This is a genomic window from Streptomyces sp. HD, from assembly GCF_028369295.1.
In the GTDB taxonomy this organism is placed as follows: Bacteria; Actinomycetota; Actinomycetes; order Streptomycetales; family Streptomycetaceae; genus Streptomyces.
The window spans coordinates 13,974-36,270 of record NZ_JAQMYP010000079.1 but is presented as its reverse complement, the minus strand read 5'-3'; the positions used below and the strand labels follow the sequence as shown (position 1 = coordinate 36,270).

At 70.6% G+C, this 22,297-nt stretch carries 20 protein-coding genes, 3 tRNA genes and 1 pseudogene; 14 read left to right on the top strand and 10 right to left on the bottom strand.

What is annotated here, in order from left to right; translation table 11 throughout:
* The 5 genes and pseudogenes from POF73_RS42595 to POF73_RS42575 form a co-directional block, all read left to right on the top strand.
* A pseudogene (locus tag POF73_RS42595) lies at window positions 1-773 on the top strand (DNA polymerase III subunit gamma and tau); the annotation flags it as partial.
* Window positions 774-943: 170 nt separating this feature from the next.
* On the top strand, window positions 944-2,197 hold the full coding sequence (gene purD / locus POF73_RS42590; RefSeq protein WP_272124790.1) for a phosphoribosylamine--glycine ligase: 1,254 nt from the start codon (window positions 944-946) through the stop codon (window positions 2,195-2,197).
* 528 nt (window positions 2,198-2,725) lie between these two features.
* A complete protein-coding gene (locus tag POF73_RS42585; RefSeq protein WP_443049744.1) occupies window positions 2,726-4,633 on the top strand; it encodes a hypothetical protein in 1,908 nt (635 codons plus the stop codon).
* 274 nt (window positions 4,634-4,907) lie between these two features.
* Entirely contained in the window at window positions 4,908-6,398 is a 1,491-nt protein-coding gene (locus POF73_RS42580) for a N,N-dimethylformamidase beta subunit family domain-containing protein (RefSeq protein ID WP_272124788.1), read from the top strand.
* 108 nt (window positions 6,399-6,506) lie between these two features.
* Complete coding sequence (locus tag POF73_RS42575) at window positions 6,507-7,406, top strand: phosphoribosylaminoimidazolesuccinocarboxamide synthase (protein WP_272124787.1); 900 nt, start codon at window positions 6,507-6,509, stop codon at window positions 7,404-7,406.
* Between the two features lie 41 nt (window positions 7,407-7,447).
* Here the strand turns inward: POF73_RS42575 and POF73_RS42570 are convergent.
* The 8 genes from POF73_RS42570 to POF73_RS42535 form a co-directional block, all read right to left on the bottom strand.
* A tRNA-Gly gene (locus POF73_RS42570) sits at window positions 7,448-7,523 on the bottom strand.
* 22 nt (window positions 7,524-7,545) lie between these two features.
* The gene (locus POF73_RS42565) at window positions 7,546-8,160 is read right to left on the bottom strand and encodes a response regulator transcription factor (protein ID WP_272124786.1); all 615 of its coding nucleotides are present in this window, start codon (window positions 8,158-8,160) and stop codon (window positions 7,546-7,548) included.
* The gene (locus tag POF73_RS42560; RefSeq protein WP_272124785.1) at window positions 8,157-9,404 is read right to left on the bottom strand and encodes a sensor histidine kinase; all 1,248 of its coding nucleotides are present in this window, start codon (window positions 9,402-9,404) and stop codon (window positions 8,157-8,159) included. Before POF73_RS42560 ends, POF73_RS42565 begins: the two co-directional genes overlap by 4 nt.
* A gap of 20 nt (window positions 9,405-9,424) precedes the next feature.
* The gene (locus POF73_RS42555; protein WP_272124784.1) at window positions 9,425-10,201 is read right to left on the bottom strand and encodes an ABC transporter permease; all 777 of its coding nucleotides are present in this window, start codon (window positions 10,199-10,201) and stop codon (window positions 9,425-9,427) included.
* A complete protein-coding gene (locus POF73_RS42550; RefSeq protein WP_272124783.1) occupies window positions 10,198-11,166 on the bottom strand; it encodes an ABC transporter ATP-binding protein in 969 nt (322 codons plus the stop codon). The genes POF73_RS42555 and POF73_RS42550 overlap by 4 nt, the downstream gene beginning before the upstream one ends.
* A 143-nt stretch (window positions 11,167-11,309) precedes the next feature.
* Window positions 11,310-11,382: transfer RNA gene (locus POF73_RS42545), tRNA-Gly, on the bottom strand.
* Window positions 11,383-11,462: 80 nt separating this feature from the next.
* A tRNA-Gly gene (locus POF73_RS42540) sits at window positions 11,463-11,534 on the bottom strand.
* 168 nt (window positions 11,535-11,702) lie between these two features.
* On the bottom strand, window positions 11,703-12,020 hold the full coding sequence (locus POF73_RS42535; RefSeq protein ID WP_272124782.1) for a histone-like nucleoid-structuring protein Lsr2: 318 nt from the start codon (window positions 12,018-12,020) through the stop codon (window positions 11,703-11,705).
* Window positions 12,021-12,299: 279 nt separating this feature from the next.
* On the opposite strand from POF73_RS42535, the gene purS reads away from it, so the two are divergent.
* The 3 genes from purS to purL are packed head-to-tail and all read left to right on the top strand — an operon-like array spanning window position 12,300 to window position 15,495.
* Complete coding sequence (gene purS, locus POF73_RS42530) at window positions 12,300-12,563, top strand: phosphoribosylformylglycinamidine synthase subunit PurS (RefSeq protein ID WP_097253685.1); 264 nt, start codon at window positions 12,300-12,302, stop codon at window positions 12,561-12,563.
* On the top strand, window positions 12,560-13,240 hold the full coding sequence (gene purQ, locus POF73_RS42525; protein WP_272124781.1) for a phosphoribosylformylglycinamidine synthase subunit PurQ: 681 nt from the start codon (window positions 12,560-12,562) through the stop codon (window positions 13,238-13,240). Before purS ends, purQ begins: the two co-directional genes overlap by 4 nt.
* The gene (purL, locus tag POF73_RS42520) at window positions 13,237-15,495 is read left to right on the top strand and encodes a phosphoribosylformylglycinamidine synthase subunit PurL (protein ID WP_272124780.1); all 2,259 of its coding nucleotides are present in this window, start codon (window positions 13,237-13,239) and stop codon (window positions 15,493-15,495) included. The genes purQ and purL overlap by 4 nt, the downstream gene beginning before the upstream one ends.
* A gap of 84 nt (window positions 15,496-15,579) precedes the next feature.
* On the opposite strand, the gene POF73_RS42515 is transcribed toward purL, so the two are convergent.
* Window positions 15,580-15,894, bottom strand: coding sequence for a hypothetical protein (locus tag POF73_RS42515; protein ID WP_272124779.1), 315 nt, complete (start codon window positions 15,892-15,894; stop codon window positions 15,580-15,582).
* Window positions 15,895-16,046: 152 nt separating this feature from the next.
* On the opposite strand from POF73_RS42515, the gene POF73_RS42510 reads away from it, so the two are divergent.
* From POF73_RS42510 to purM, 6 genes are all read left to right on the top strand, one after another.
* Window positions 16,047-16,547, top strand: coding sequence for an ArsR/SmtB family transcription factor (locus POF73_RS42510; protein ID WP_272124778.1), 501 nt, complete (start codon window positions 16,047-16,049; stop codon window positions 16,545-16,547).
* Between the two features lie 61 nt (window positions 16,548-16,608).
* Window positions 16,609-17,442 (top strand): M23 family metallopeptidase, encoded by an 834-nt coding sequence (locus POF73_RS42505; protein ID WP_272124777.1) that lies wholly within the window; start codon window positions 16,609-16,611, stop codon window positions 17,440-17,442.
* 10 nt (window positions 17,443-17,452) lie between these two features.
* Window positions 17,453-18,250 carry a maleylpyruvate isomerase family mycothiol-dependent enzyme gene (locus tag POF73_RS42500; RefSeq protein WP_272124776.1) on the top strand — a complete coding sequence of 266 codons (798 nt, stop codon included), beginning with the start codon at window positions 17,453-17,455 and terminating at the stop codon, window positions 18,248-18,250.
* Between the two features lie 61 nt (window positions 18,251-18,311).
* Window positions 18,312-19,082 carry an META domain-containing protein gene (locus POF73_RS42495; RefSeq protein ID WP_272124775.1) on the top strand — a complete coding sequence of 257 codons (771 nt, stop codon included), beginning with the start codon at window positions 18,312-18,314 and terminating at the stop codon, window positions 19,080-19,082.
* Window positions 19,083-19,143: 61 nt separating this feature from the next.
* Window positions 19,144-20,673, top strand: coding sequence for an amidophosphoribosyltransferase (gene purF, locus POF73_RS42490; RefSeq protein ID WP_272124774.1), 1,530 nt, complete (start codon window positions 19,144-19,146; stop codon window positions 20,671-20,673).
* A 31-nt stretch (window positions 20,674-20,704) separates the two neighbouring features.
* A complete protein-coding gene (purM, locus tag POF73_RS42485) occupies window positions 20,705-21,781 on the top strand; it encodes a phosphoribosylformylglycinamidine cyclo-ligase (RefSeq protein WP_272124773.1) in 1,077 nt (358 codons plus the stop codon).
* A 75-nt stretch (window positions 21,782-21,856) separates the two neighbouring features.
* Here the strand turns inward: purM and POF73_RS42480 are convergent, their stop codons facing one another.
* Entirely contained in the window at window positions 21,857-22,111 is a 255-nt protein-coding gene (locus POF73_RS42480; RefSeq protein ID WP_272124772.1) for a DUF3073 domain-containing protein, read from the bottom strand.
* Between the last annotated feature and the right edge of the window lie 186 nt (window positions 22,112-22,297).

Below are 22,297 nucleotides of genomic sequence, written 5' to 3'. Positions count from 1 at the left end.
CCCCCACGCCCGCACCCACTCCACAGCCCACAGCGCCCCCGTCCGCTCCCCCCGCGGCCGAGACCCCCGCCTACGCCCCCCCGAGCGGCGGCCTCGACCCCCGCATGCTCTGGCCGAACATCCTGGAAGCGGTCAAGAACCGTCGCCGCTTCACCTGGATCCTGCTCAGCCAGAACGCCCACGTGGCCGGCTTCGACGGCACCACCCTCCAACTCGGCTTCGTCAACGCAGGCGCGCGCGACAACTTCGCGAGCAGCGGCAGCGAGGACGTCCTGAGGCAGTCACTGGCCGAGCAGTTCAGCGTCCAGTGGAAGATCGAGGCGATCATCGACCCGTCCGGCGGAGGCTCGGCACCCCCACCGACCGGCGGTTCCTCCGGCTTCGGCGGAGGCGGTGGCGGGGGAGGAGGCGGTGGCTACGGCGGCGCGGGCGCCGGCGGCTACGGCGCGGGCGGCAACACCGGCAACACCGGCTACGGCGGCAACAGCGGTTACGGCAGTGGCGGTACGACCGCCCAGCGCCCGTCCCCTCCCCAGTCGACGTCCAGCGCGCCCACCCCGCCCCCGACGGCCTCGTCGGGTCCGGCACCCACGGCGGCCCCCACCCCGGCCCCCCGGCCTTCCTCCGCCCCGGAGCCGCCGCCCCCGGTCGCCCCCGAGGACGACATCCCCGAGGACGACGACCCCGACCTCAACGAGTCGGCCCTCTCCGGGTACGACCTGATCGTGCGGGAGCTGGGCGCGACGGTGGTCGAGGAGTTCACGAACGAGTAGGGCGTTCATCTGCGAACGAGGCCCGTCAAGGTTCCCCGAAGCGGGCTCCGAGGGCTGCGAACCTTCAGGGCCGGCGACCGAAACCCCGACCCCGACTTGGAGGAACGTACAGGTCACCAACCCCCCGGCCCCTCGGCACCTCGCACAAAAACCCCGTTAGGCTGACCCTCGTGAAGGTCCTCGTCATCGGTAACGGCGCCCGCGAACACGCCCTGTGCCGCTCCCTGTCCCTCGACCCCGACGTCACCGCGCTGCACTGCGCCCCCGGCAACGCCGGTATCGCCGAGGTCGCCGAGCTGCACCAGGTCGACGCCCTGGACGGCAAGGCCGTGTCCACGCTGGCCACGGAACTCGGCGCCGACCTCGTCGTCGTAGGGCCGGAGGCACCGCTCGTCGCCGGGGTCGCCGACGCCGTGCGCGAGGTGGGCATCCCGGTCTTCGGGCCCTCCGGGGAGGCCGCGCAGATCGAGGGATCCAAGGCCTTCGCGAAGGACGTGATGGCATCGGCCGGCGTCCCGACGGCCCGCTCCTACGTCTGCACGACCCCAGAAGAGATCGAAGAGGCCCTGGACGCCTTCGGCGCGCCGTACGTCGTCAAGGACGACGGCCTCGCCGCCGGCAAGGGCGTCGTCGTGACCGCCGACCTGGAGGCGGCCAGGGCGCACGCCAACGCCTGCGAGCGCGTCGTCATCGAGGAGTACCTGGACGGCCCCGAGGTCTCCCTGTTCGCCATCACCGACGGCGACACCGTCGTCCCGCTCCAGCCCGCGCAGGACTTCAAGCGGGCGCTCGACGGGGACGAAGGCCCGAACACCGGCGGCATGGGCGCGTACTCCCCGCTTCCGTGGGCGGACCCGAAGCTGGTCAGCGAGGTCATGGAGACGGTTCTCCAGCCGACCGTCGACGAGATGCACCGCCGCGGCACCCCCTTCTCCGGCCTGCTCTACGCCGGTCTCGCGATCACCTCGCGCGGCGTGCGGGTCATCGAGTTCAACGCCCGCTTCGGCGACCCCGAGACCCAGGTCGTCCTGGCCCGCCTGAAGACCCCGCTGGCCGGTGTCCTGCTGGCCGCCGCCAAGGGCGACCTCGCCGACGTGGAGCCGCTGCGCTGGAGCGACGACGCCGCGGTCACCGTGGTCGTCGCCTCGCACAACTACCCCGCGACCCCGCGCACCGGCGACCCGATCACCGGCCTGGACAAGGTGGCCGCCGAGGACGCCCCGCACGCCTACGTCCTGCACGCCGGCACCAAGCGCGACGGCGACGCGATCGTCAGCGCCGGCGGCCGCGTCCTGTCCGTCACGGCGACCGGCAAGGACCTCACCAAGGCCCGCGACCGCGCCTACGAGGCCGTGTCCCGCATTCACCTCGACGGCTCCCAGCACCGCACGGACATCGCGGCGAAGGCGGCGGAGGGCGCGTGACCATCCGCGAGGACCGCGCGTAGCCACCCGCGCGGACCCCGCCCGGTCACCCGCGGGGACTCCGGCGTAGCCGCCCGCGGGGACTCCGGCGTAGCCGCCCACGAGACCCTCGCAAGAACCCCGTGTGACGCCGCGAGCCCCCGCGACACCACGCGAGCCCCCGCCCGCGGATAAACCCCGAAGGCCCCGAATCCGTCTCAGGATTCGGGGCCTGACGCATGCCCGACCCGATGGTCGGACCCCCGGGCCAATTCCCGGGTCCGTGACTGGACTTTGGTCAGGATCCGGGGCCTGACCCTCGCTGTCCGTCATCCACCTCTCCCCAAAGCCATTCCATCGAGTGACCGATGCCCCATCCGGCTGACGTGGGTCGAAGCCCCAACTAGGGTGCGGCGCAAAGCGTTCCGGCACTTGGCCCACCGGCATTGCGATGTCAGTGGCGGGTGCCACAGTGGGGGAGTGAGCAAAGCCAGGACAGTTCGGACAGCCAGGGCACCGCGGAGGGGGTGAGGTCCGGCCGTGACCGGTATGGGTGTGGAGGCGGGTGCGCAGGCAGCGCGTGCCCGGGCCCTCGCTGTGCTGCGCATCCGCAGCCGCGCGCTCGCGGTGGCCCTGCTGCCCGCGGCGTTCGCCGTCGTGCTGCTCGTCGGCGCCTCCACCGAACACCTCGTCGGCCAGGGCTGGCACGCCGCCCGCTGGGTCGTGACCCCGGTCGCCGTCCTCGTCCTGCTCGTCGCCGCCGTCGTCGCCCTGGTCGTCGCCCGCGCCCGCCCCGCCGTCACTCCGACGGTCCCGATAGCCGAGGAGCAGGCCCCGGACCTGTACCGGATGGTGCGCGACCTCGCCGACCGCCTCGACGTCCCCGCCCCGTCCGCGATAGCGCTCACCCCGGACTGCGACAGCTGGCTGGAGGACCGCACCCACCCGTCCCACGGCCCGCCGGCCGAGGACCACGACGAGGAGGGGCTCAACGGCCTGCGCGGCGGAGGCACCCACGGCACCCATCGCCGTACGCCCGCCGCCCCCGTCCTGGTCATCGGCTCCCCGTTCCTGTGGTGGATGCGCGTCGGCGAGCTGCGCGCGGTCCTCGCCCCGGTCGTCGCCGGTACGGGACCCTCGGCGCACCCGGACATAGCCCAGGCCCGGCGCTTCGTCCGGGGTCTGGACGCCGCCGTGGCCGTCGCCTCGACGCGTGGCCGCTGCCTGGGGTCGCGGGCGGTGTGCGCGGGCCTCGGCTGGATCGTGCGGCTCCTGCTGCGCAGCTGTCGGGAGCACGCCACCGAGATGGAGCGGGGCGTGGCCGCCGCGGCCGCCGAGCGTGCACAGGCTGTGGATTACGGACTGCGGATCGTCGCCCAGGAACAGGTCGGGCTGGCCTACGCGGGCTGGGACCGGCTGCTCACCCGGGTCGCGCTGCCGGCCTGGCGGATGGGCCGCTGGCCGTCCCGGCTGGACGCGGGCGTCGTGGCCGCGCTCACCGAACTGTCCCGCCGGGACCGGCTGGCCGAGGGCTTCGCCTCCCGGTTGGGTGAGCGCCCCGCCTGTGACCTGCTCGAAGAGCCCGGCGCGGTCGACGAGGCCACCTCCCTGCTAGCCGCCCGCCTCTTCCACGGCGGCCCCGCCGAGACCGGCCCGGACTGGTCCCCGGTGGACTGGCAGGAGTACCCGGAGGAGGTCGTCGACCGCAAATGGCGCACCGACGCGGCCCGCCTCCACCGCGTCCTCGACGCCCTCGGCGTCCGCCGCACCACCGACGGCACACCCCCGGAGACGGACGGCCCGACCCTGGCCCGCGTCATGGACCACCTGGCGACCCCACCGCTCCCGACAGCGCCACGGCCCACCGACGTATCCGCCCCGCACGCGCCTTCCACCGACGCGCCTTCCACCGACGCGCCTTCCACCGACGCGCCTTCCACCGACGCGCTCCCCACCGACGCATCCGCCCCCGCCGCGCCCGCCCCCGCCGCCCCCACCCCCACCCCCAAGGCCCCCTACGCATCCATGGCCGAGGACGCCCTCGAAGAGGACCAGGAAACCGAACGCAGTTCCGCCCTCGCCGCAGGCATCACCGCCGAACTGGCCCGGGAGGAAGCCGCGACCCCCGCGGAGCACAAGGCGGCGACCCCCGCCCCCGGCACCACCCTCCTGGACACCGGCGCGCTCCCCCTCTTCCCGCTCCAGCCACCCCGCACCGCTCGCGAGCTGCTCACCGACCACGTGACCGCGATGGTGTGCTGCGCCGCGATGGACACCGCCGGTGCCACCCCCGGCCTGGACTGGCTCGACGGCCCCACCCTCCTCGTCGACGGCGAGCGGGCGGCCGACCTGACGCCCAGAGTCCTCAGCCTCATCGAGGACGGTGACCCCACGCCCCTGCGCGCCTGGCTGGTGGAGTCGGGCATACGCCCGGAGAAGCCGGTACGCCTGGTCTGACCTCAGTAGCCGGTCGGAACCCCAAGTACCCGGTCGGAACCCCCGGTTCCACTTTCGGCCAATTCGCAACGAATAGTGACAGGATGCGTGCGGAATGTGATGTGCTGGGATCGATAGCGCATATGGCAAGGGCTTACGACATACGACAGGCACACAAAAGCCCACGCCATGCGACAGAAACCGCAAGCGCAGACACGGCGCGCCCGCACAGCACGGGGCACACGGTGCACGACGCAGACGCACCACCACGGGGGCACGAGGGAGGGGTACGGCCATGGGATCCGAACAGATCCGCCGCTGGGAGTCGGGAGCACTCGCGCACGCCGTGACGGACCCCTTCGGACAGGGCCCCGTCCCCTGGCTGCGCGGCAACGTGACGTACTTCGACGACACCGGCCAGGTCGTCCCCTGGTACGTCGACGGCCAGGCGCACCCCCCGACGGCGGACACCCCCAGGGTCCCCGCCCCCCGCAGCGCCGGCCCACGCTCCGCCGACGACGTCCACCGCCAGATCAAGGGCTTCACGTCCACCGGCGCGGTCTCCCCCGGCGAGGCCGTCGACTTCCACATCACCGTCGACCCGCCTCAGGAATTCGCCGTCGACATCTACCGCATCGGCCACTACGGCGGTGACGGCGCCGCCAAGATCACCACCAGCCCCCGTCTCTCCGGCATCGTGCAGCCCCCGCCGCTCACCGCCGACCGCACGGTCTCCTGCCACCACTGGTGGCTGTCCTGGCGCCTGCAGGTTCCGTCGTACTGGAGCATCGGCGCGTACGTCGCCGTCCTCACCACCGCCGACGGCTACCGCTCCCACATCCCCTTCACCGTCCGCGACAACCACCCCGCGGACCTGCTCCTGCTCCTCCCCGACGTCACCTGGCAGGCCTACAACCTGTACCCCGAGGACGGCCGTACCGGCGCCAGCCTCTACCACGCCTGGGACGACGACGGCCGTCTGCTCGGCGAGGCCGACGCCGCCACGACCATCTCCTTCGACCGCCCGTACGCGGGCGCGGGCCTGCCCCTGCACGTCGGCCACGCCTACGACTTCATCCGCTGGGCCGAGCGCTACGGCTACGACCTCGCCTACGCCGACGCCCGCGACCTGCACGGCGGCCATGTCGACCCCACCCGTTACCGCGGCCTGGTCTTCCCCGGCCACGACGAGTACTGGTCGACGAACATGCGCCGCACCGTCGAGCTCGCCCGCGAGAACGGCACGTCCCTGGTCTTCCTCTCCGCCAACTCCATGTACTGGCAGGTTGAGTTGGGCCCCTCCCCGTCCGGCGTCCCCGACCGTCTGCTCACCTGCCGCAAACGCAAGGGCCCGGGCCGCCCCGTGCTCTGGCGGGAGATCGACCGCCCCGAGCAGGAACTGATCGGCATCCAGTACGCGGGCCAGGTCCCCGAGCCGCACCCCCTGATCGTCCGCAACGCCGACCACTGGCTGTGGGAGGCGACCGGCGCCCACGAGGGCGACGAGATCGCGGACCTGGTCGCGGGCGAGGCCGACCGCTACTTCCCGCGCACCCCGCTGCCCGAGCACGAGGAGCGCATCCTGCTCGCCCACTCCCCGTACACGGACAAGGAGGGCGTCCTCCGCCACCAGGAGACGTCCCTCTACCGCGCCCCCTCCGGCGCCCTGGTCTTCGCCTCCGGCACCTTCGCCTGGTCCCCGTCCCTGGACCGCCCGGGCCACGTCGACGCCCGCGTCCAGCGCGCCACCGCGAACCTCCTGGACCGTATCTGCAAGCGTGACTGACCTCCGGTGAGGAACCCGTGAGGAACCCGTCAGCAGACCCCCACCCAAGGGCGATCCCCGGCCATACGGGAGAATCGAGCCACTTGGACAGACCCACGGGGAGGAACCGTGTCCGGATTCGTAGAAAAGCCCGAGCCGATCCAGGTTCAGGGCTTGGTGCATCTCCACACCGGCAAGGTGCGCGAGCTGTACCAGAACGACGCCGGCGACCTCGTGATGGTCGCCAGCGATCGCATGTCCGCCTATGACTGGGTGCTCCCGACCGAGATCCCCGACAAGGGCCGCATCCTCACCCAGCTCTCCCTGTGGTGGTTCGACCAGCTCGCCGACCTGGTCCCCAACCACGTCATCAGCACCGACGTCCCGGCCGGCGCCCCCGCCGACTGGGCGGGCCGCACCCTGGTCTGCAAGTCGCTGAAGATGATCCCGGTGGAGGCGGTGGCCCGCGGCTACCTCACCGGCTCGGGCCTCACCGAGTACAACGAGTCCCGCACCGTCTGCGGCCTCGCCCTCCCCGAGGGCCTGGTCGACGGCTCCGAGCTCCCCGCCCCGATCTTCACCCCGGCCACCAAGGCCGCGGTCGGCGAGCACGACGAGAACGTCTCCTACGAGGAGGTCGCCCGCCAGGTCGGCCCCGACACCGCCGCCCAGCTGCGCCAGGCGACCCTCGCCGTGTACTCCCGCGGACGGGACATCGCCCGCGACCGCGGCATCATCCTCGCCGACACCAAGTTCGAGTTCGGCTTCGACGGGGAGACACTGATCATCGCCGACGAGGTCCTCACCCCGGACTCCTCCCGCTTCTGGCCCGCCGACCAGTGGGAGCCGGGCCGCGCGCAGCCGTCGTACGACAAGCAGTTCGTGCGCGACTGGCTGACCTCGCCGGCCTCCGGCTGGGACCGCAAGAGCGAGCAGCCCCCGCCGCCGCTGCCGCAGGAGGTCGTGGACGCGACCCGCGCGAAGTACGTGGAGGCGTACGAGCGCCTGACCGGCACGAGCTGGAGCTGACGCCCATGACAAAGGCCCCGGTCGATGACCGGGGCCTGATCTGGAGCGAACGACGAGGTTCGAACTCGCGACCTCAACCTTGGCAAGGTTGCGCTCTACCAACTGAGCTACGTTCGCATGCGCCGTGGCGCGGGAACCACTATACCCAACCTCGCTCCCGCGCGAGCCGCACCGCCGCGTGCCGGTTCTCCGCCCCGAGCTTCGACACGGCGGACGACAGATAGTTCCGCACCGTCCCCTGGGACAGCGCCGCCCGCTCCGCGATCTCCGCGACGGGCGCCCCGTCGGCGGCGAGTTCCAGCACCTCGGCCTCCCGCGCGGTCAGCGGCGAGTCCCCGGCGGCGATCGCGTCGGCGGCCAACTCCGGGTCGACGTAACGGTTTCCCGCGTACACGGTACGGATGATCTCCGCGAGCTGCTGCGCACTGACGGTCTTCGGGACGAACCCCCGCACACCCGCCTCAAGGGCCCGCTTCAGATGCCCGGGCCGCCCATGACTGGTCACGATCAGCACCTTGCAGCCGGGCAGTTCTGCACGCAGAGATGTGGCGACCTTCACACCGTCGGCCCCGGGCATCTGCAGGTCGAGGACGGCTACGTCCGGCTCGTGCGCCCGTGCCATCGCCAGCGCCTCCGGCCCGCTCGCCGCCTCGGCGACGATCACGAGGTCGTCCTCCAGCGAGAGCAGCGTGGCGAGCGCACCCCGGATCAGATGCTCGTCGTCGGCCAGCAGCAGGCGCACCGACCCGCTCATACGGCGGCCCCGCTCACGCCCGTCCCCGCCAACGGCACCTCGGCCACCAGCCGGAACACCCCCGCGTCCCTGCGGCCGGCCTCCAATGTGCCGTCCACCGCGGCCAGCCGCTCCCGCAGCCCGGCGAGACCGGAGCCTCCACCCCCGTGGGGGGCTCCATCCTCGTCGTCGGAGGCTCCGGCGGCCCCGTCGTTCTCCACCGTCAACACCACACGCCCTTCCCTCACCCGCACCGCCACCGCGCACTGCTCGGCATCCCCGTGCCGCAGCACATTGGTGGTCGCCTCCCGCACCACCCAGGCCAGCGCCGACTGCACCTCGACGGGCAGCCCGGCCGCCTCCCCGGTCACCTCGCAAGCGATCCCGGCCGCCGTCAACACCCCTTGTGCACCGGCGAGTTCGACCGCCAGGTCGGCCTCCCGATACCCCCGTACGACATCCCGTACCTCGCGCTGCGACTCCTGCGCGATCCGCTGCACCTCGATCATCTGCTCCACCGCCTCGGGCCGCCCCCGCCGCGCGAGCTGCACGGCGAGCTCGCTCTTGAGGGCGATGACCGCCAGATTCCGCCCCATCACGTCATGCAGATCCCGCCCGAACCGCAGCCGCTCCTCGGCGACGGCGAGCCGGGCACGGGCCTCGCGGGCCTCGTGGAGCTCGTAGACGGACTTGAGCAGCCAGACGGAGAAGAGGGCCGTGAAGGCGACGAATCCACAGATGGGCACCGTGATCAGCGCGATGACCAGCGCGGCGAGAGCTGATCCGCTCATCGCGAGCACGGCGAGCCCGGCGCCCGCCGAGAAGCCCGTGATGAGGGCGTACACGCGCCTGCGCCTTTGCACACCGAGCGCCATGATGCCCACCCCGAACATCATGACGAAGCTGAAGACACTGCCCGCCGCGGAGTCGGCGCTGTCCCCCTTCGGCCCGTAGGCGACGACACCGAGAGCCACGACGGCGATCACTGCGGTGGCGGTGCCGAGCGTCCACAGGATCCGTACGGGCTGCTCGCGCCGGCCGCACACCCAGTCCACCGACCGCGACACGGTCAGGGCGCAGATCGCCGCGTGCACGCACAGCAGGGGCATCAGCCAGGTCACCAGATTGCTGTCGACCTGGCTGGTGACCGCCATACCGGCCCCGGCGACCTCGATCACCGCGAAGAAGTGGAACGACCCCCGGGTGTACGTCTCCACCTTCGCCGGCGTGTTCTTCCCCCGCCACCATGTGCCCGGCCTGCGCATCCTGCCGTTCTCCCCCTACCTCAACCCCGCGGTTCCCAGCGGAACCGCCGCTGTACAGCAAACACGCCGAGTGCAGTCCAGGCCAGCCCGGTCATCAGCGGACCGATCGCCTCGTACGCGGACAGCTCGCCGGTCCAGGCGCCCCGCAGCAGGGTGATCATCGGGGTCAGCGGCAGCAGTTCGCACACCGACGCCATCCGGTCCGGCAGCACCTCCAAGGGGATGAACATCCCGGAGAAGATCATCGAGAGGAAGATCACGGGCAGCGTCGTGACCTGCGTACTCTCGACGCTCCGGGTGAAGGAGGAGGTCACCGCGGCGAGCGACACGCACACGACGATCCCCAACAGCATGCCCAGCACGGCGAGATGGGGAGCGCGGGGCGCGCCCACGTCGAGCAGGACGACGCAGCCGACCGCCAGCACCACGGACTGCGCGAGACCCGTGGCCACGGCCGGCATCGCGGCCCCGGCAAGGATCTCGTGGTCCCGCAGCTCGCCGGTGCGCAGCCGCTTGAGGACGAGTTCCTCGCGCCGGGCGGTGTAGACGCTGACGAGCGTCGCGTACACCGCGTAGAGCAGCGAGAATCCTATGGAGGCGGGCAGGATGACCGTGCCGAGAGTGAGGCCCACCTCCGCCAGGTCCATCTGCTTCACCGCCTGCCGGGCGCTGACGGGCAGGATCAGCGGCACGAACAGCGCCGCGAACAGCGTGCCCCTGCTGCGCCCGAGCAAGGTCAGCTCGGCCCGCGCCAACGCCGCCATGCGCCCCACCGGGGTGGTCACCGCCGTACTCATGCCGCGTACTCCTTCGCCCCGGCGGCTTCCGCCGCCTCCCGTGCGATCCCCAGGAACGCCTCCTCCAGCGACGCCGACCGCACGTCCAGCCGCCGCAGCTCCACGGCGGCCGCGTCGGCCCACACCAGCAGTCGCGTCGCGGTCCGCTGCAGCTCGTGGGTCCGCAGCCGTACGACCCGCCCCTCGACCTCGTGCCCGCACACGCCGATCTCGTCGAGCGGCGGCAGATCGCCCACGAAGTAGCCGTGCGGCAGCTCGAAGGAGATCCGCGACGGCTGGGACGCGGTCACCTCGGCCGGTGTCCCGGTGGCCGCGATCCGCCCCTCGTGCAGGATCGCGAGCCGGTCGGCGAGGTTCTCGGCCTCCTCCAGATAGTGCGTGGTCAGCAGCACGGTCGTACCGGCGTCGCGCAGCCCCCGCACCAACTCCCAGGTGTCCCGGCGCCCTTCGGCGTCGAGCCCGGTCGTCGGCTCGTCCAGGAACAGCACCTCGGGATCCCCGAGCAGCGCGAGCGCCAGGTCCAGGCGCCGCCGCTCGCCGCCGGACAGCTGCTTCACCCGGACGCCGGCCTTCCCGGCCTTCCCGGCCAGCCCGACCAGCTCCAGCGCCTCCCCCTCGGGCCGGGCCCCGCTGACACACCCCGCCCACATCCGCGCGGTCTCGGCGACGGTCAGCTCGGACGGAAACCCGCCCTCCTGCAACATCACCCCGGTCCGCGGCCGTACGGCGGCCCGCTCGGCGTAGGGATCGTGCCCAAGCACCCGCACCCGCCCGTCGGCAGGCCGGGCGAGCCCTTCCAGCAACTCGACGGTGGACGTCTTGCCCGCGCCGTTGGTGCCGAGTAGTGCGAAGACCTCGCCGCGGTCCACGGAGAACGAGATTCCACGCACCGCCTCGAACCCGCCCCCGTACACACGCCGCAGGTCAGTGACCTCAATCACGTGTTCGTGTTCGTCGGTGTTCATGGCACCAGCGTCCCGGCGATCCGGGGCCGGCAGCAGTGCGCGCTGTCACCACTCCGCATGACAAATGTCAGTCGGGCACTTGTCAGTCGGGCGCGCCGGACAACGAAAAGACCCCGGTCCAGTGGACCGGGGTCTTTTTCCCGAGCGGACGACGAGGCTCGAACTCGCGACCTCAACCTTGGCAAGGTTGCGCTCTACCAACTGAGCTACGTCCGCATTGCCCCCGACCGGCTCTCACCGATCGGTGCGAGCACCAGCCTACCTGATCCACATCTGTGGTCCGTACGGCGGTGCAGAGCGGGTGACAGGAATTGCACACTGCGCCTTCCCCCTGGAAGGGGGATGTTCTACTACTGAACTACACCCGCAAGCCTCCGCGAGCTGGGCTTTTCTGCCCCGCCCGGCGGCGTGCTCCAGACATTAGCTGATCAGCAGGGGGGTAGCGCAAGTCGGTTGTCGCACCGGCTCACGCCCGGCCCAAGTCTGCCGCCCCCAGGGCCCGCTGACGGACCCTGAGGACGCGCCCTCGGTTCACCTCACTGCGCCGAGGCGAACGCCTCGTAGACCTTCTTGGGGATCCGGCCGCGGGCCGGCACCTCCATCTTGTTGGCCTGCGCCCAGGCGCGGACGGCGGCCGGGTCGGGGGCGACCTCCGTCTGCCTGTACGCCTTGCCTGACTTCGACCGCTTACGGCCGGCGTCCACGTAGGGCGCGAGCGCCTTACGCAGTTTCTTGGCATTGGCTTCATTCAGGTCGATCTCGTACGACTTGCCGTCGAGTCCGAAGGCGATCGTTTCCGCCGCTTCTGAGCCGTCGATGTCGTCAAAGAGAGTGACCACGACCTTCTGCGCCACGAATATCGGTCCCTTCGTACGGCACGTTGACAATTCATTTGTACCGTGCCCGACAATGCATTGTGAAGCTCGACTAAATCCTCCCGCGTGTCCGAGCGCAATAGGTATCGGGTGTCGATCTGGGATCTTTTCCGGAATTTTTCGCCGACGGGACACCCATCATCTGCCACGTGACTGCCGTCACGTAGCTTCCTACAAGTCGACGCGCGTAGAAATTTTGTGCAGGTAGTCTGAAACCACTGCAGGAACCTGCTCAGCACCACACCACCGGGAGTGCACGTGGCACGCGTCGTAGTCGACGTCATGCTCAAGCCGGAGATCCTCGACCCCCAGGGCCAGGCGGTGCAGCGCGCACTGCCGCGACTGGGTTTCGAAGGCATCGCGGACGTCCGTCAGGGAAAGCGTTTCGAACTGGAAGTTGACGGGCCGGTCGACGAGGCCGCGCTCGCCCGCATCCACGATCTTGCGGAATCCTTCCTCGCCAACACCGTGATCGAGGACTTCACCGTCAAGGTTGAGGAAGTCGCGGAGGCCGCGAAGTGACCGCTCGTATTGGCGTCGTCACTTTCCCGGGGAGTCTCGACGACCGGGACACCCAGCGCGCGATCCGCCTCGCGGGTGCCGAACCGGTTGCCCTCTGGCACAAGGACAAGGACCTCAAGCAGGTCGACGCCGTGGTGCTGCCCGGCGGTTTCTCCTACGGCGACTATCTGCGGGCCGGTGCCATCTCCCGGTTCTCGCCGGTGATGGAGACCGTCATCGAGCAGGCGAAGGCCGGCCTTCCGGTCCTCGGTATCTGCAACGGCTTCCAGGTCCTCACCGAGGCCCACCTCCTCCCGGGCGGGATGCTCGGCAACGACCATCTGCACTTCATCTGCCGCGACCAGAAACTGCGGGTGGAGAACGCCGACACCGCCTGGACCAGCGACTACGAGAGCGGCCAGGAGATCTACATCCCGCTCAAGAACATGGACGGCCGCTACGTCGCCGACCAGTACACGCTGGACAAGCTGGAGGGCGAGGGGCGGGTCGCCTTCCGTTACCTCGACTTCAACCCGAACGGCTCGCTCAACGACATCGCCGGCATCACCAACGAGGCCGGCAACGTCGTCGGCCTGATGCCGCACCCGGAGCACGCCGTGGAGCCGCTCATCGGCACCGGCCGTACCGACGGCCTCCCCTTCTTCACCTCGATCCTCAAGAAGCTGGTCAACGCATGAGCCGGACGCCTCTGGACACGGTCGAGCACGCGGCCGCGACCCCCGACGTCGAGCTGCCCTGGGCCGAACTCGGTCTGAAGAAGGACGAGTACGAGCGGGTCGTGGAGATCCTCGGCCGTCGGCCCACCGGTGCCGAGCTGGCCATGTACTCCGTCATGTGGTCCGAGCACTGCTCGTACAAGAGCAGCAAGGTGCACCTGCGCCAGTTCGGCGAGAAGGCACCCGAGTCCGACGCGATGCTCGTCGGCATCGGTGAGAACGCCGGTGTGGTGGACGTCGGCCAGGGTTACGCGGTCACCTTCAAGGTCGAGTCGCACAACCACCCGTCGTACGTGGAGCCCTACCAGGGCGCGGCGACCGGCGTCGGCGGCATCGTGCGCGACATCATCGCGATGGGCGCGCGGCCGGTGGCGGTCGTGGACCCGCTGCGGTTCGGTGCGGCCGATCACCCCGACACCAAGCGGGTGCTGCCCGGTGTCGTCGCCGGTATCGGCGGCTACGGGAACTGCCTGGGCCTGCCCAACATCGGCGGCGAGGTCGTCTTCGACGCCTGCTACCAGGGCAACCCGCTGGTCAACGCCGGTGCCATCGGCGTCATGCGGCACGAGGACATCCACCTCGCGAAGGCGTCCGGCGCGGGCAACAAGGTCATCCTGTACGGGGCCCGTACGGGTGGTGACGGCATCGGCGGTGCGTCCATCCTCGCCTCCGAGACCTTCGACGACGCCAAGCCGTCCAAGCGTCCCGCCGTCCAGGTCGGCGACCCCTTCCAGGAGAAGCTGCTCATCGAGTGCACCCTGGAGGCGTTCGCCGAGAAGCTCGTCGTCGGCATTCAGGACCTCGGCGCGGCCGGTCTGTCCTGTGCCACCTCCGAGCTCGCCTCCAACGGCTCCGGCGGCATGCGCGTGACCCTGGACGACGTACCGCTGCGCGACTCGACGCTCTCGCCCGAGGAAATCCTCATGAGCGAGTCGCAGGAACGCATGTGCGCGGTCGTGGAGCCGGAGAAGGTCGACCGGTTCCTGGAGATCTGCGAGAAGTGGGACGTCATCGCCACCGTCATCGGTGAGGTCACCGACGGCGACCGGCTGGAGATCTTCTGGCACGGCGGCAAGATCGTCGACGTCGACCCGCGGACCGTGGCGCACGAGGGCCCGGTCTACGAGCGGCCGTACGCCCGCCCCTCCTGGCAGGACGAGCTGCAGGCCGACGCCCCGGACAAGCTGGCCCGGCCGGCGTCCTCGGGCGAGCTGAAGGACCAGGTCCTGAAGCTGGTCGGCTCCCCGAACCAGGCCAGCAAGAAGTGGATCACCTCGCAGTACGACCACTTCGTGCAGGGCAACACCGTCCTCGCCCAGCCCGAGGACTCCGGCATGATCCGTATCGACGAGGAGACCGGCCTCGGCGTCGCCATCGCGACGGACGGCAACGGCCGGTACGCCAAGCTGGACCCGTACGCGGGCGCCCAGCTGGCCCTCGCCGAGGCGTACCGCAATGTCGCCACCACCGGCGCCAAGCCGCTCGCCGTCTCCGACTGCCTGAACTTCGGTTCCCCGGAGGACCCGGCCGTCATGTGGCAGTTCGCGGAGGCCGTGCGCGGGCTCGCCGACGCCTGCCAGCAGCTGGGCACGCCGGTGACCGGCGGCAATGTCTCCCTCTACAACCAGACCGGCGAGGTGGCCATCCACCCGACCCCGGTCGTCGCGGTCCTCGGCGTCATCGACGACGTGGCCCGGCGCACGCCGGTCGCCTTCCAGGAGGAGGGGCAGCTGCTGTACCTCCTCGGCGACACGCGTGAGGAGTTCGGCGGTTCGGCCTGGTCGCAGGTCGTGCACGACCACCTCGGTGGTCTGCCGCCCAAGGTCGACCTGGAGCGTGAGCGGCTGCTCGCCGAGATCCTGATCTCCGCCTCCCGCGACGGCATGATCGACTCCGCGCACGACCTGTCCGACGGCGGTCTGATCCAGGCGGTCGTGGAGTCGGCGCTGCTCGGCGGCAAGGGCGCGCGTCTGGTCGTACCCGACGGGCTCGACGCCTTCACTCTCCTGTTCTCCGAGTCGGCGGGACGCGCGGTCGTCGCCGTGCCGCGCTCCGAGGAGGTCCGCTTCAACGACATGTGCGGTGCGCGGGGCCTGCCGGTCACCCGTATCGGTGTCGTGGACGGCGACTCGGTGGAGCTCCAGGGCGAGTTCACGCTCACCCTGGAGGAGCTGCGCACGGTGCACGAGGAGACGATCCCGGCGCTGCTGGCGTAGGTCCTTTTCGGCATACGGCGCTGAAGGCCCGCCCGGGAGGTTTCCGGGCGGGCCTTCACGCGTCCACCAGGGGCCCCGGTCAGGTCAGCAGAGCACGGTCTTGCGGTAGTCGCCCAGGCCGTCGTAGGTCCACCGCTTCTCGTCGCCGGGCGCCAGCGTCCAGCACGGACTGTCCTTGCCGAGCCTGATGTCGACCTTGACCTTCTTGGACGTGCTGCAGTTGTTCGTCAGATAGACGGTGATGTGGTCGTTGCTGGTCGGCCGGAACACCTCGCGGTCGACGCACGAGGGCGCTGTGTCGCCTGCCGCCGCGTGCGCGGCCGGGGCGGTGGCCACGACCGAGAGCGACGCGGCGAGCATCGCCGTCACGGCGACACCGGACTTCTTGATCAAGGACATGGTGCTTCCCCGTTCGTGTCGGAGCGGACGCCACGCTGGTCGGCGCGTGGCCTGCGGGTCATTGAACGGGCGGACGGCGCGGGCCGGAACCTGAAAAGTTGCAGGGACGACCTGCCGTTGCACGTAATTACGTAGTTCCGTAATATCGAGGTGTGGAGCTCGAACAACGCGTCGCCGACCTGGAGCGACGGCTGGCAGCGCTGGAGGACGCCCGGCGCACCGCACCCCGGCTCGGCGAGGGTGACCTCTGGGCCCTGCAGGGGTTCAAGGACCAGCTGGCCGAGCTGGGGGCGGCCGACGGAGGGGTGCTGTTCACCGGTGCCGTACGGCTGCCGACCGGGGAGCACTACGACTGGCAGTACGGCGCCCTGACCGCGGACCTGCTGGACGGCGACTGGACCGAGTCCGCCGAGTCGTTCGCGGCGCTCGGGCACCCGGTCCGGCTGCGGCTGCTGCGCGAGATCGTCGGCGGCCGGCGCACCGCGGCCGAGCTCGCCGAGCTGGACGAGGTCGGCACGACCGGCCAGATCTACCACCACCTGCGCCAACTGACCGGCACGGGCTGGCTGCACACGACCGGCCGTGGGCGTTACGAGGTACCGGCGGGGCGGGTCGTGCCGCTGCTGGTGGTGCTGTCGGCGGCCCGTCCGTAACAGCTATCGACCACGACCGACCGCGACCGACCGCGACCAACTGCGACCAACTGGGGGAACCATGACCGCACGCAAACTGGCCGGCTTCGCCTTCCGAGGGCTGCATCTGACCTTCCTCGGCCTGATCATCGTCCATTTCGCACTGGACCTCGGATATCCGTGGTGGTGGAACTTCCTGCCGCTCGTCCTGGCCTACGCGATCCTCATCGCGGCCCGCATCCTGGGCGGCACCCCGGACAGTCCCCGCACGGACCGGGAGCCGGTCGAGGTCGGACCGCCCGTCACCGGCCGCTGGACCGCGCTCAACAGCCCGGCCGACCGCACCCCGAGCCACGGCACGCACGCGTACGGCCAGACATACGCCATCGACATCGTCGCCGAGCCCGAGCCGGGCGCCCGCCCCTCCTTCCGCTGGCTGTGGCCGCTCGCCCGCCGCAACAGCGACTTCCCCGCCTTCGGCGCCCCGCTCCTCGCGGTCGCGGACGCCACCGTCGTACGGGCCACCGACGGTCAGCGCGACCACCTGAGCCGTACGTCCTTGCCGGGGATCCTGTACCTCATGCTTCTGGAGGGCTCCGTACGCGGCCTGCTCGGCGTCGGGCGAGTCGTCGGCAACCACCTCATCCTCGACCTCGGCGACGGCACCCACGCGCTCTACGCCCATGTGCGGCGCGGCTCGCTCGCCGTCCGTGAGGGCGACCGGGTGCACGCGGGGCAGCTCCTCGGCCAGTGCGGGAACTCGGGCAACTCCTCCGAGCCGCACGTCCACTTCCAGCTGATGGACGGCCCCGACCCGGACACCGCCCGCGGCATCCCCTTCACCTGGAGCGGCATCGGCGTTCCCCGGAACAACGAGGCGTTCGAGGCACCGACGGCGGCATCACAGCCCGCATAGGCTGCCGTTCATGTCCCCGGCCAAGAAGCGCGCCCGCACCTACGACCCCGCCAAGATCCGCACCGCGATCCTCGCCCAGTTCGGGAACGTACGGCAGGCTGTGCGCACCCTCACCGACGAGCAGCTCGCACTCCCCACCCGGCTGCCGGGCTGGACCGTGCGGGACCTGGCCGCACACGTGACCATGGCCGTGGAGACCGTCAGCCGCAACCTCGACCGCGACGAGCCGGCCAAGGCCGAACTGACGCTTCTGGACTGGCCTTTCGCCACCGCGGCCCGCGCCGGCGACATCGCCGAGGGCACCCAGGACCTCGCCGCCGCCAACCCCGACCTCGACGCCCTCTACTCCCACACCGAGGAACGGCTCGGGCGGAACCTGGCGGACGCCCCCGGCGACCGTCTCCTCGCCGCCCGCACCGGTGCCATGACCCTGGCCGACTACCTGGTCACCCGTACCGTCGAGCTCGTCGTCCACACCGACGACCTCAACGCCGCCGTCCCCGGCCTCGACATCCCCTACGACCGCCAGGCCCTCGCCGCCTGCACCCGCCTCCTCGCCGACGCGCTCGCCGCGAAGGCGCCCGGTGGTTCGACCGAGGTGAGGGTCCCGCCGTATGCCGTGGTGCAGTGCGTCGAGGGGCCGAGGCACACCCGGGGCACGCCGCCGAACGTCGTGGAGACCGACCCGCTCACCTGGATCCGGCTGGCGACCGGGCGGACGGCGTGGCGGGACGCGGTGGCGGAGGCCAAGGTGAGCGCGAGCGGGGAGCGGGCCGACCTGGACGGGTTGCTGCCGCTGATGGGGTGACCTGCGACAAGCGGAACCAGTCCCGCACCCCTCCCGTCCCATGGGCATGGACACACTCGGCATGGACACAAAGCGGCTGGCCGCTCTCGCCGCGCTGACCCTTCTCCCGTTCGCGGTGGCCTGTGGCAACAAGGACGCGGGCAGTGCCTCGGTCGGTGCCGGGGCGGCGGCCTCCGTCACCGGCGCCTACTGGACCGTGGACGGCATCACCGTCGACGGGAAGAAGAGCGACGCCCCGGGCAGCGCCTACCTGCGGATCGCCGACGGCGGCAAGGTCAAGGGCAACCTCGGCTGCAACAACTTCGGCGCCGACGCCGCCTTCGCCGACAGCCATGTCACGTTCAACCAGGTACAGGCGACGGAGATGGCCTGCGAGGGCGTCGCCCCGAACTTCGAGCAGACCCTGGCCCGCACCCTCGCCGACGGCGACCTGACCGCCAAGGTCGAGAACGAGAAGCTCACCCTCACCACCGAGGGAGGCGACAGCATCGCCCTCAGCAAGCAGGAGGCCGCCCCGCTCAAGGGCACGAAGTGGAACATCGTCAGCCCCGACACCGGCGGCAAGGCCCACCTCACGTTCGACCGGAAGACCGGTCAGGTCAGCGGCAGCCTCGGCTGCAACAAGGTGCGGGCGACGGCGACGTTCAGCGACGGCCGTATCACGCTCGGCACGGCGTCCACCACGCGAATGATGTGCGACACCTCACTCATGAATACGGAGAAGACCCTCCTGGGCCTCTTCGACAGCACCGTGAAGTACCAGATCGATCACCGCAACATCACTCTGACCAGCGAAAACGGAGAACGAGTGAACGCGACCGCCGCTGAGTGATCCTTTACGGGCGCGTATCCCCAATTCGGACCAGTGGTCGATCTCGCCTACACTCGGTGCCGTGCCACGTGGTGACGGTCGACTCAATCACGATCTGCTCCCCGGCGAGAAAGGCCCCCAGGACGCGTGTGGCGTCTTCGGTGTCTGGGCTCCGGGCGAAGAGGTCGCAAAGCTCACGTACTTCGGGCTCTACGCCCTCCAGCATCGGGGCCAGGAATCCGCGGGAATCGCGGTCAGCAACGGCTCCCAGATCCTCGTCTTCAAGGACATGGGCCTCGTCTCCCAGGTCTTCGACGAGACCTCGCTCGGTTCGCTCCAGGGTCACATCGCGGTCGGACACGCCCGCTACTCGACCACCGGCGCCTCCGTGTGGGAGAACGCCCAGCCGACGTTCCGTGCCACCGCGCACGGCTCCATCGCGCTCGGCCACAACGGCAACCTGGTCAACACGGCCCAGCTCGCGGAGATGGTCGCCGACCTGCCCAAGCAGGAAGGCGGCCGCACTCCCCGCGTGGCGGCCACCAACGACACCGACCTGCTGACCGCGCTGCTCGCGGCCCAGGTCGACGAGGACGGCAAGCCGCTGACCATCGAGGAGGCCGCCCACACGGTCCTTCCGCAGGTCAAGGGCGCCTTCAGCCTCGTCTTCATGGACGAGAACACCCTCTACGCCGCCCGTGACCCGCAGGGCATCCGCCCGCTGGTCCTCGGCCGCCTGGAGCGCGGCTGGGTCGCCGCCTCCGAGTCCGCCGCCCTCGACATCTGCGGCGCGAGCTTCGTCCGCGAGATCGAGCCGGGCGAGTTCGTCGCCATCGACGAGAACGGCCTGCGCACCTCGCGATTCGCGGAAGCGAAGCCCAAGGGCTGTGTCTTCGAGTACGTGTACCTGGCCCGCCCCGACACCGACATCGCCGGTCGGAACGTCTACCTCTCCCGCGTGGAGATGGGACGCAGGCTCGCCAAGGAAGCCCCGGTCGAGGCCGATCTGGTCATAGCGACCCCGGAGTCCGGCACCCCGGCCGCCATCGGCTACGCGGAGGCGAGCGGCATCCCGTTCGGCGCGGGTCTGGTGAAGAACGCGTACGTCGGCCGTACGTTCATCCAGCCCTCGCAGACCATCCGCCAGCTCGGCATCCGGCTGAAGCTGAACCCGCTCAAGGAAGTCATCAAGGGCAAGCGTCTGGTCGTCGTCGACGACTCGATCGTCCGCGGCAACACCCAGCGCGCCCTGGTCCGCATGCTCCGCGAGGCGGGCGCGGCCGAGGTCCACATCCGGATCTCCTCGCCGCCCGTGAAGTGGCCCTGCTTCTTCGGTATCGACTTCGCCACCCGCGCCGAGCTCATCGCCAACGGCATGTCGATCGAGGAGATCGGCACCTCGCTGGGCGCCGACTCGCTGGCGTACATCTCCATCGACGGCATGATCGACGCCACGACGATCGCCAAGCCGAACCTCTGCCGCGCCTGCTTCGACGGCGAGTACCCGATGGAGCTCCCGGACCCCGAGCTGCTCGGCAAGCAGCTCCTGGAGACCGAGCTGGCGGCCGGTCCGGCAGCCACGGCCGCGGCCGACGCGATCCGTCGCCCGTAAGCCCAGTAATCAACCCGAAAGATCCCAGGCAATGTCTGAGACAGTTGTGCCCGGCGGTGCTTCCTATGCGGCGGCCGGCGTCGACATCGAGGCGGGCGACCGCGCGGTCGAGCTGATGAAGGAGTGGGTGAAGAAGACGCAGCGTCCCGAGGTCCTCGGCGGCCTCGGCGGTTTCGCCGGCCTCTTCGACGCCTCCGCCCTCAAGCGCTACGAGCGTCCTCTGCTGGCTTCCGCCACCGACGGCGTCGGCACCAAGGTGGATGTCGCGCGCCAGATGGGCGTGTACGACACCATCGGCCACGACCTGGTCGCGATGGTCATGGACGACATCGTGGTGTGCGGCGCCGAGCCGCTGTTCATGACCGACTACATCTGTGTCGGCAAGGTCCACCCCGAGCGGGTCGCCGCCATCGTCAAGGGCATCGCCGAGGGCTGTGTGCTCGCCGGTTGCGCCCTGGTGGGCGGCGAGACCGCCGAGCACCCGGGTCTGCTGGGCGAGAACGACTTCGACGTGGCCGGCGCCGGTACGGGCGTCGTGGAGGCCGACCGGCTGCTCGGCCCGGATCGCATCCGTACGGGTGACGCGGTGATCGCCATGGCGGCGTCCGGCCTTCACTCGAACGGGTACTCGCTGGTCCGCCACGTCCTGCTGAACCAGGCGGGTCTCGCCCTGGACGCACAGATCGAGGAGCTCGGCCGCACCCTCGGCGAGGAGCTGCTGGAGCCCACCAAGATCTACTCGCTGGACTGCCTGGCGCTCACCCGGACCACGGACGTGCACGCGTACAGCCATGTCACGGGTGGCGGTCTGGCCGCCAACCTGGCCCGGGTGATCCCGGACGGCCTGCACGCGATCGTCGACCGCTCCACCTGGACCCCGGCCCCGATCTTCGACCTCGTCGGCAAGACGGGTCAGGTCGAGCGCCTGGAGCTGGAGAAGACGCTGAACATGGGCGTCGGCATGATCGCGATCGTCCCCGAGGAGTCCGCCGACGTGGCCCTGGCCACGCTGGCCGACCGCGGGGTCGACGCATGGGTCGCAGGCGAGATCACGGACCGCGGCGAGCACACCACGGGTGCCGCCATGGTCGGCGACTACGCGAACTGAGACCGGCGCGACAGCAGCGCAAAACCCGGTCCGGCGGGGTAACCGCTCAGGACCGGGTCAGGCACTGCTGGATAGTCAAGCGCCGCGGCGTTGTTGCGACGTGGGACCGGACTCGTCGTCCTCGTCCTCATCGTCGTTGTTGTAGAGATCCGCGTACTGGGCGTACGGGTCGTCTTCTTCGTCGTCCTCGAACGGCTCGCCGTTCGGCGGCTGGCTCGAAGTCGAAGCGCCCAGCTCGTTGGCCAGACGCGACAGGTCAGTCCCGCCGCTGTTGTACTTCAGCTGGCGGGCGACCTTCGTCTGCTTGGCCTTGGCCCGGCCGCGCCCCATGGCTCGACCCCCTCGGTGACGGGGCTCGACGGCCCCAGAGTCTTGACACGCGTTCATGATCTAGAACGGGCTCTCCTCGGAGAGACCGGTCCGTAGGGCTTCCACGGTACCTGAGCCCGCGCCCATACGGTACGTCGCCCGCAGGACGTGCCTGGGCCCAGAACCCTCGGGGTGCCCTGTCCCCGC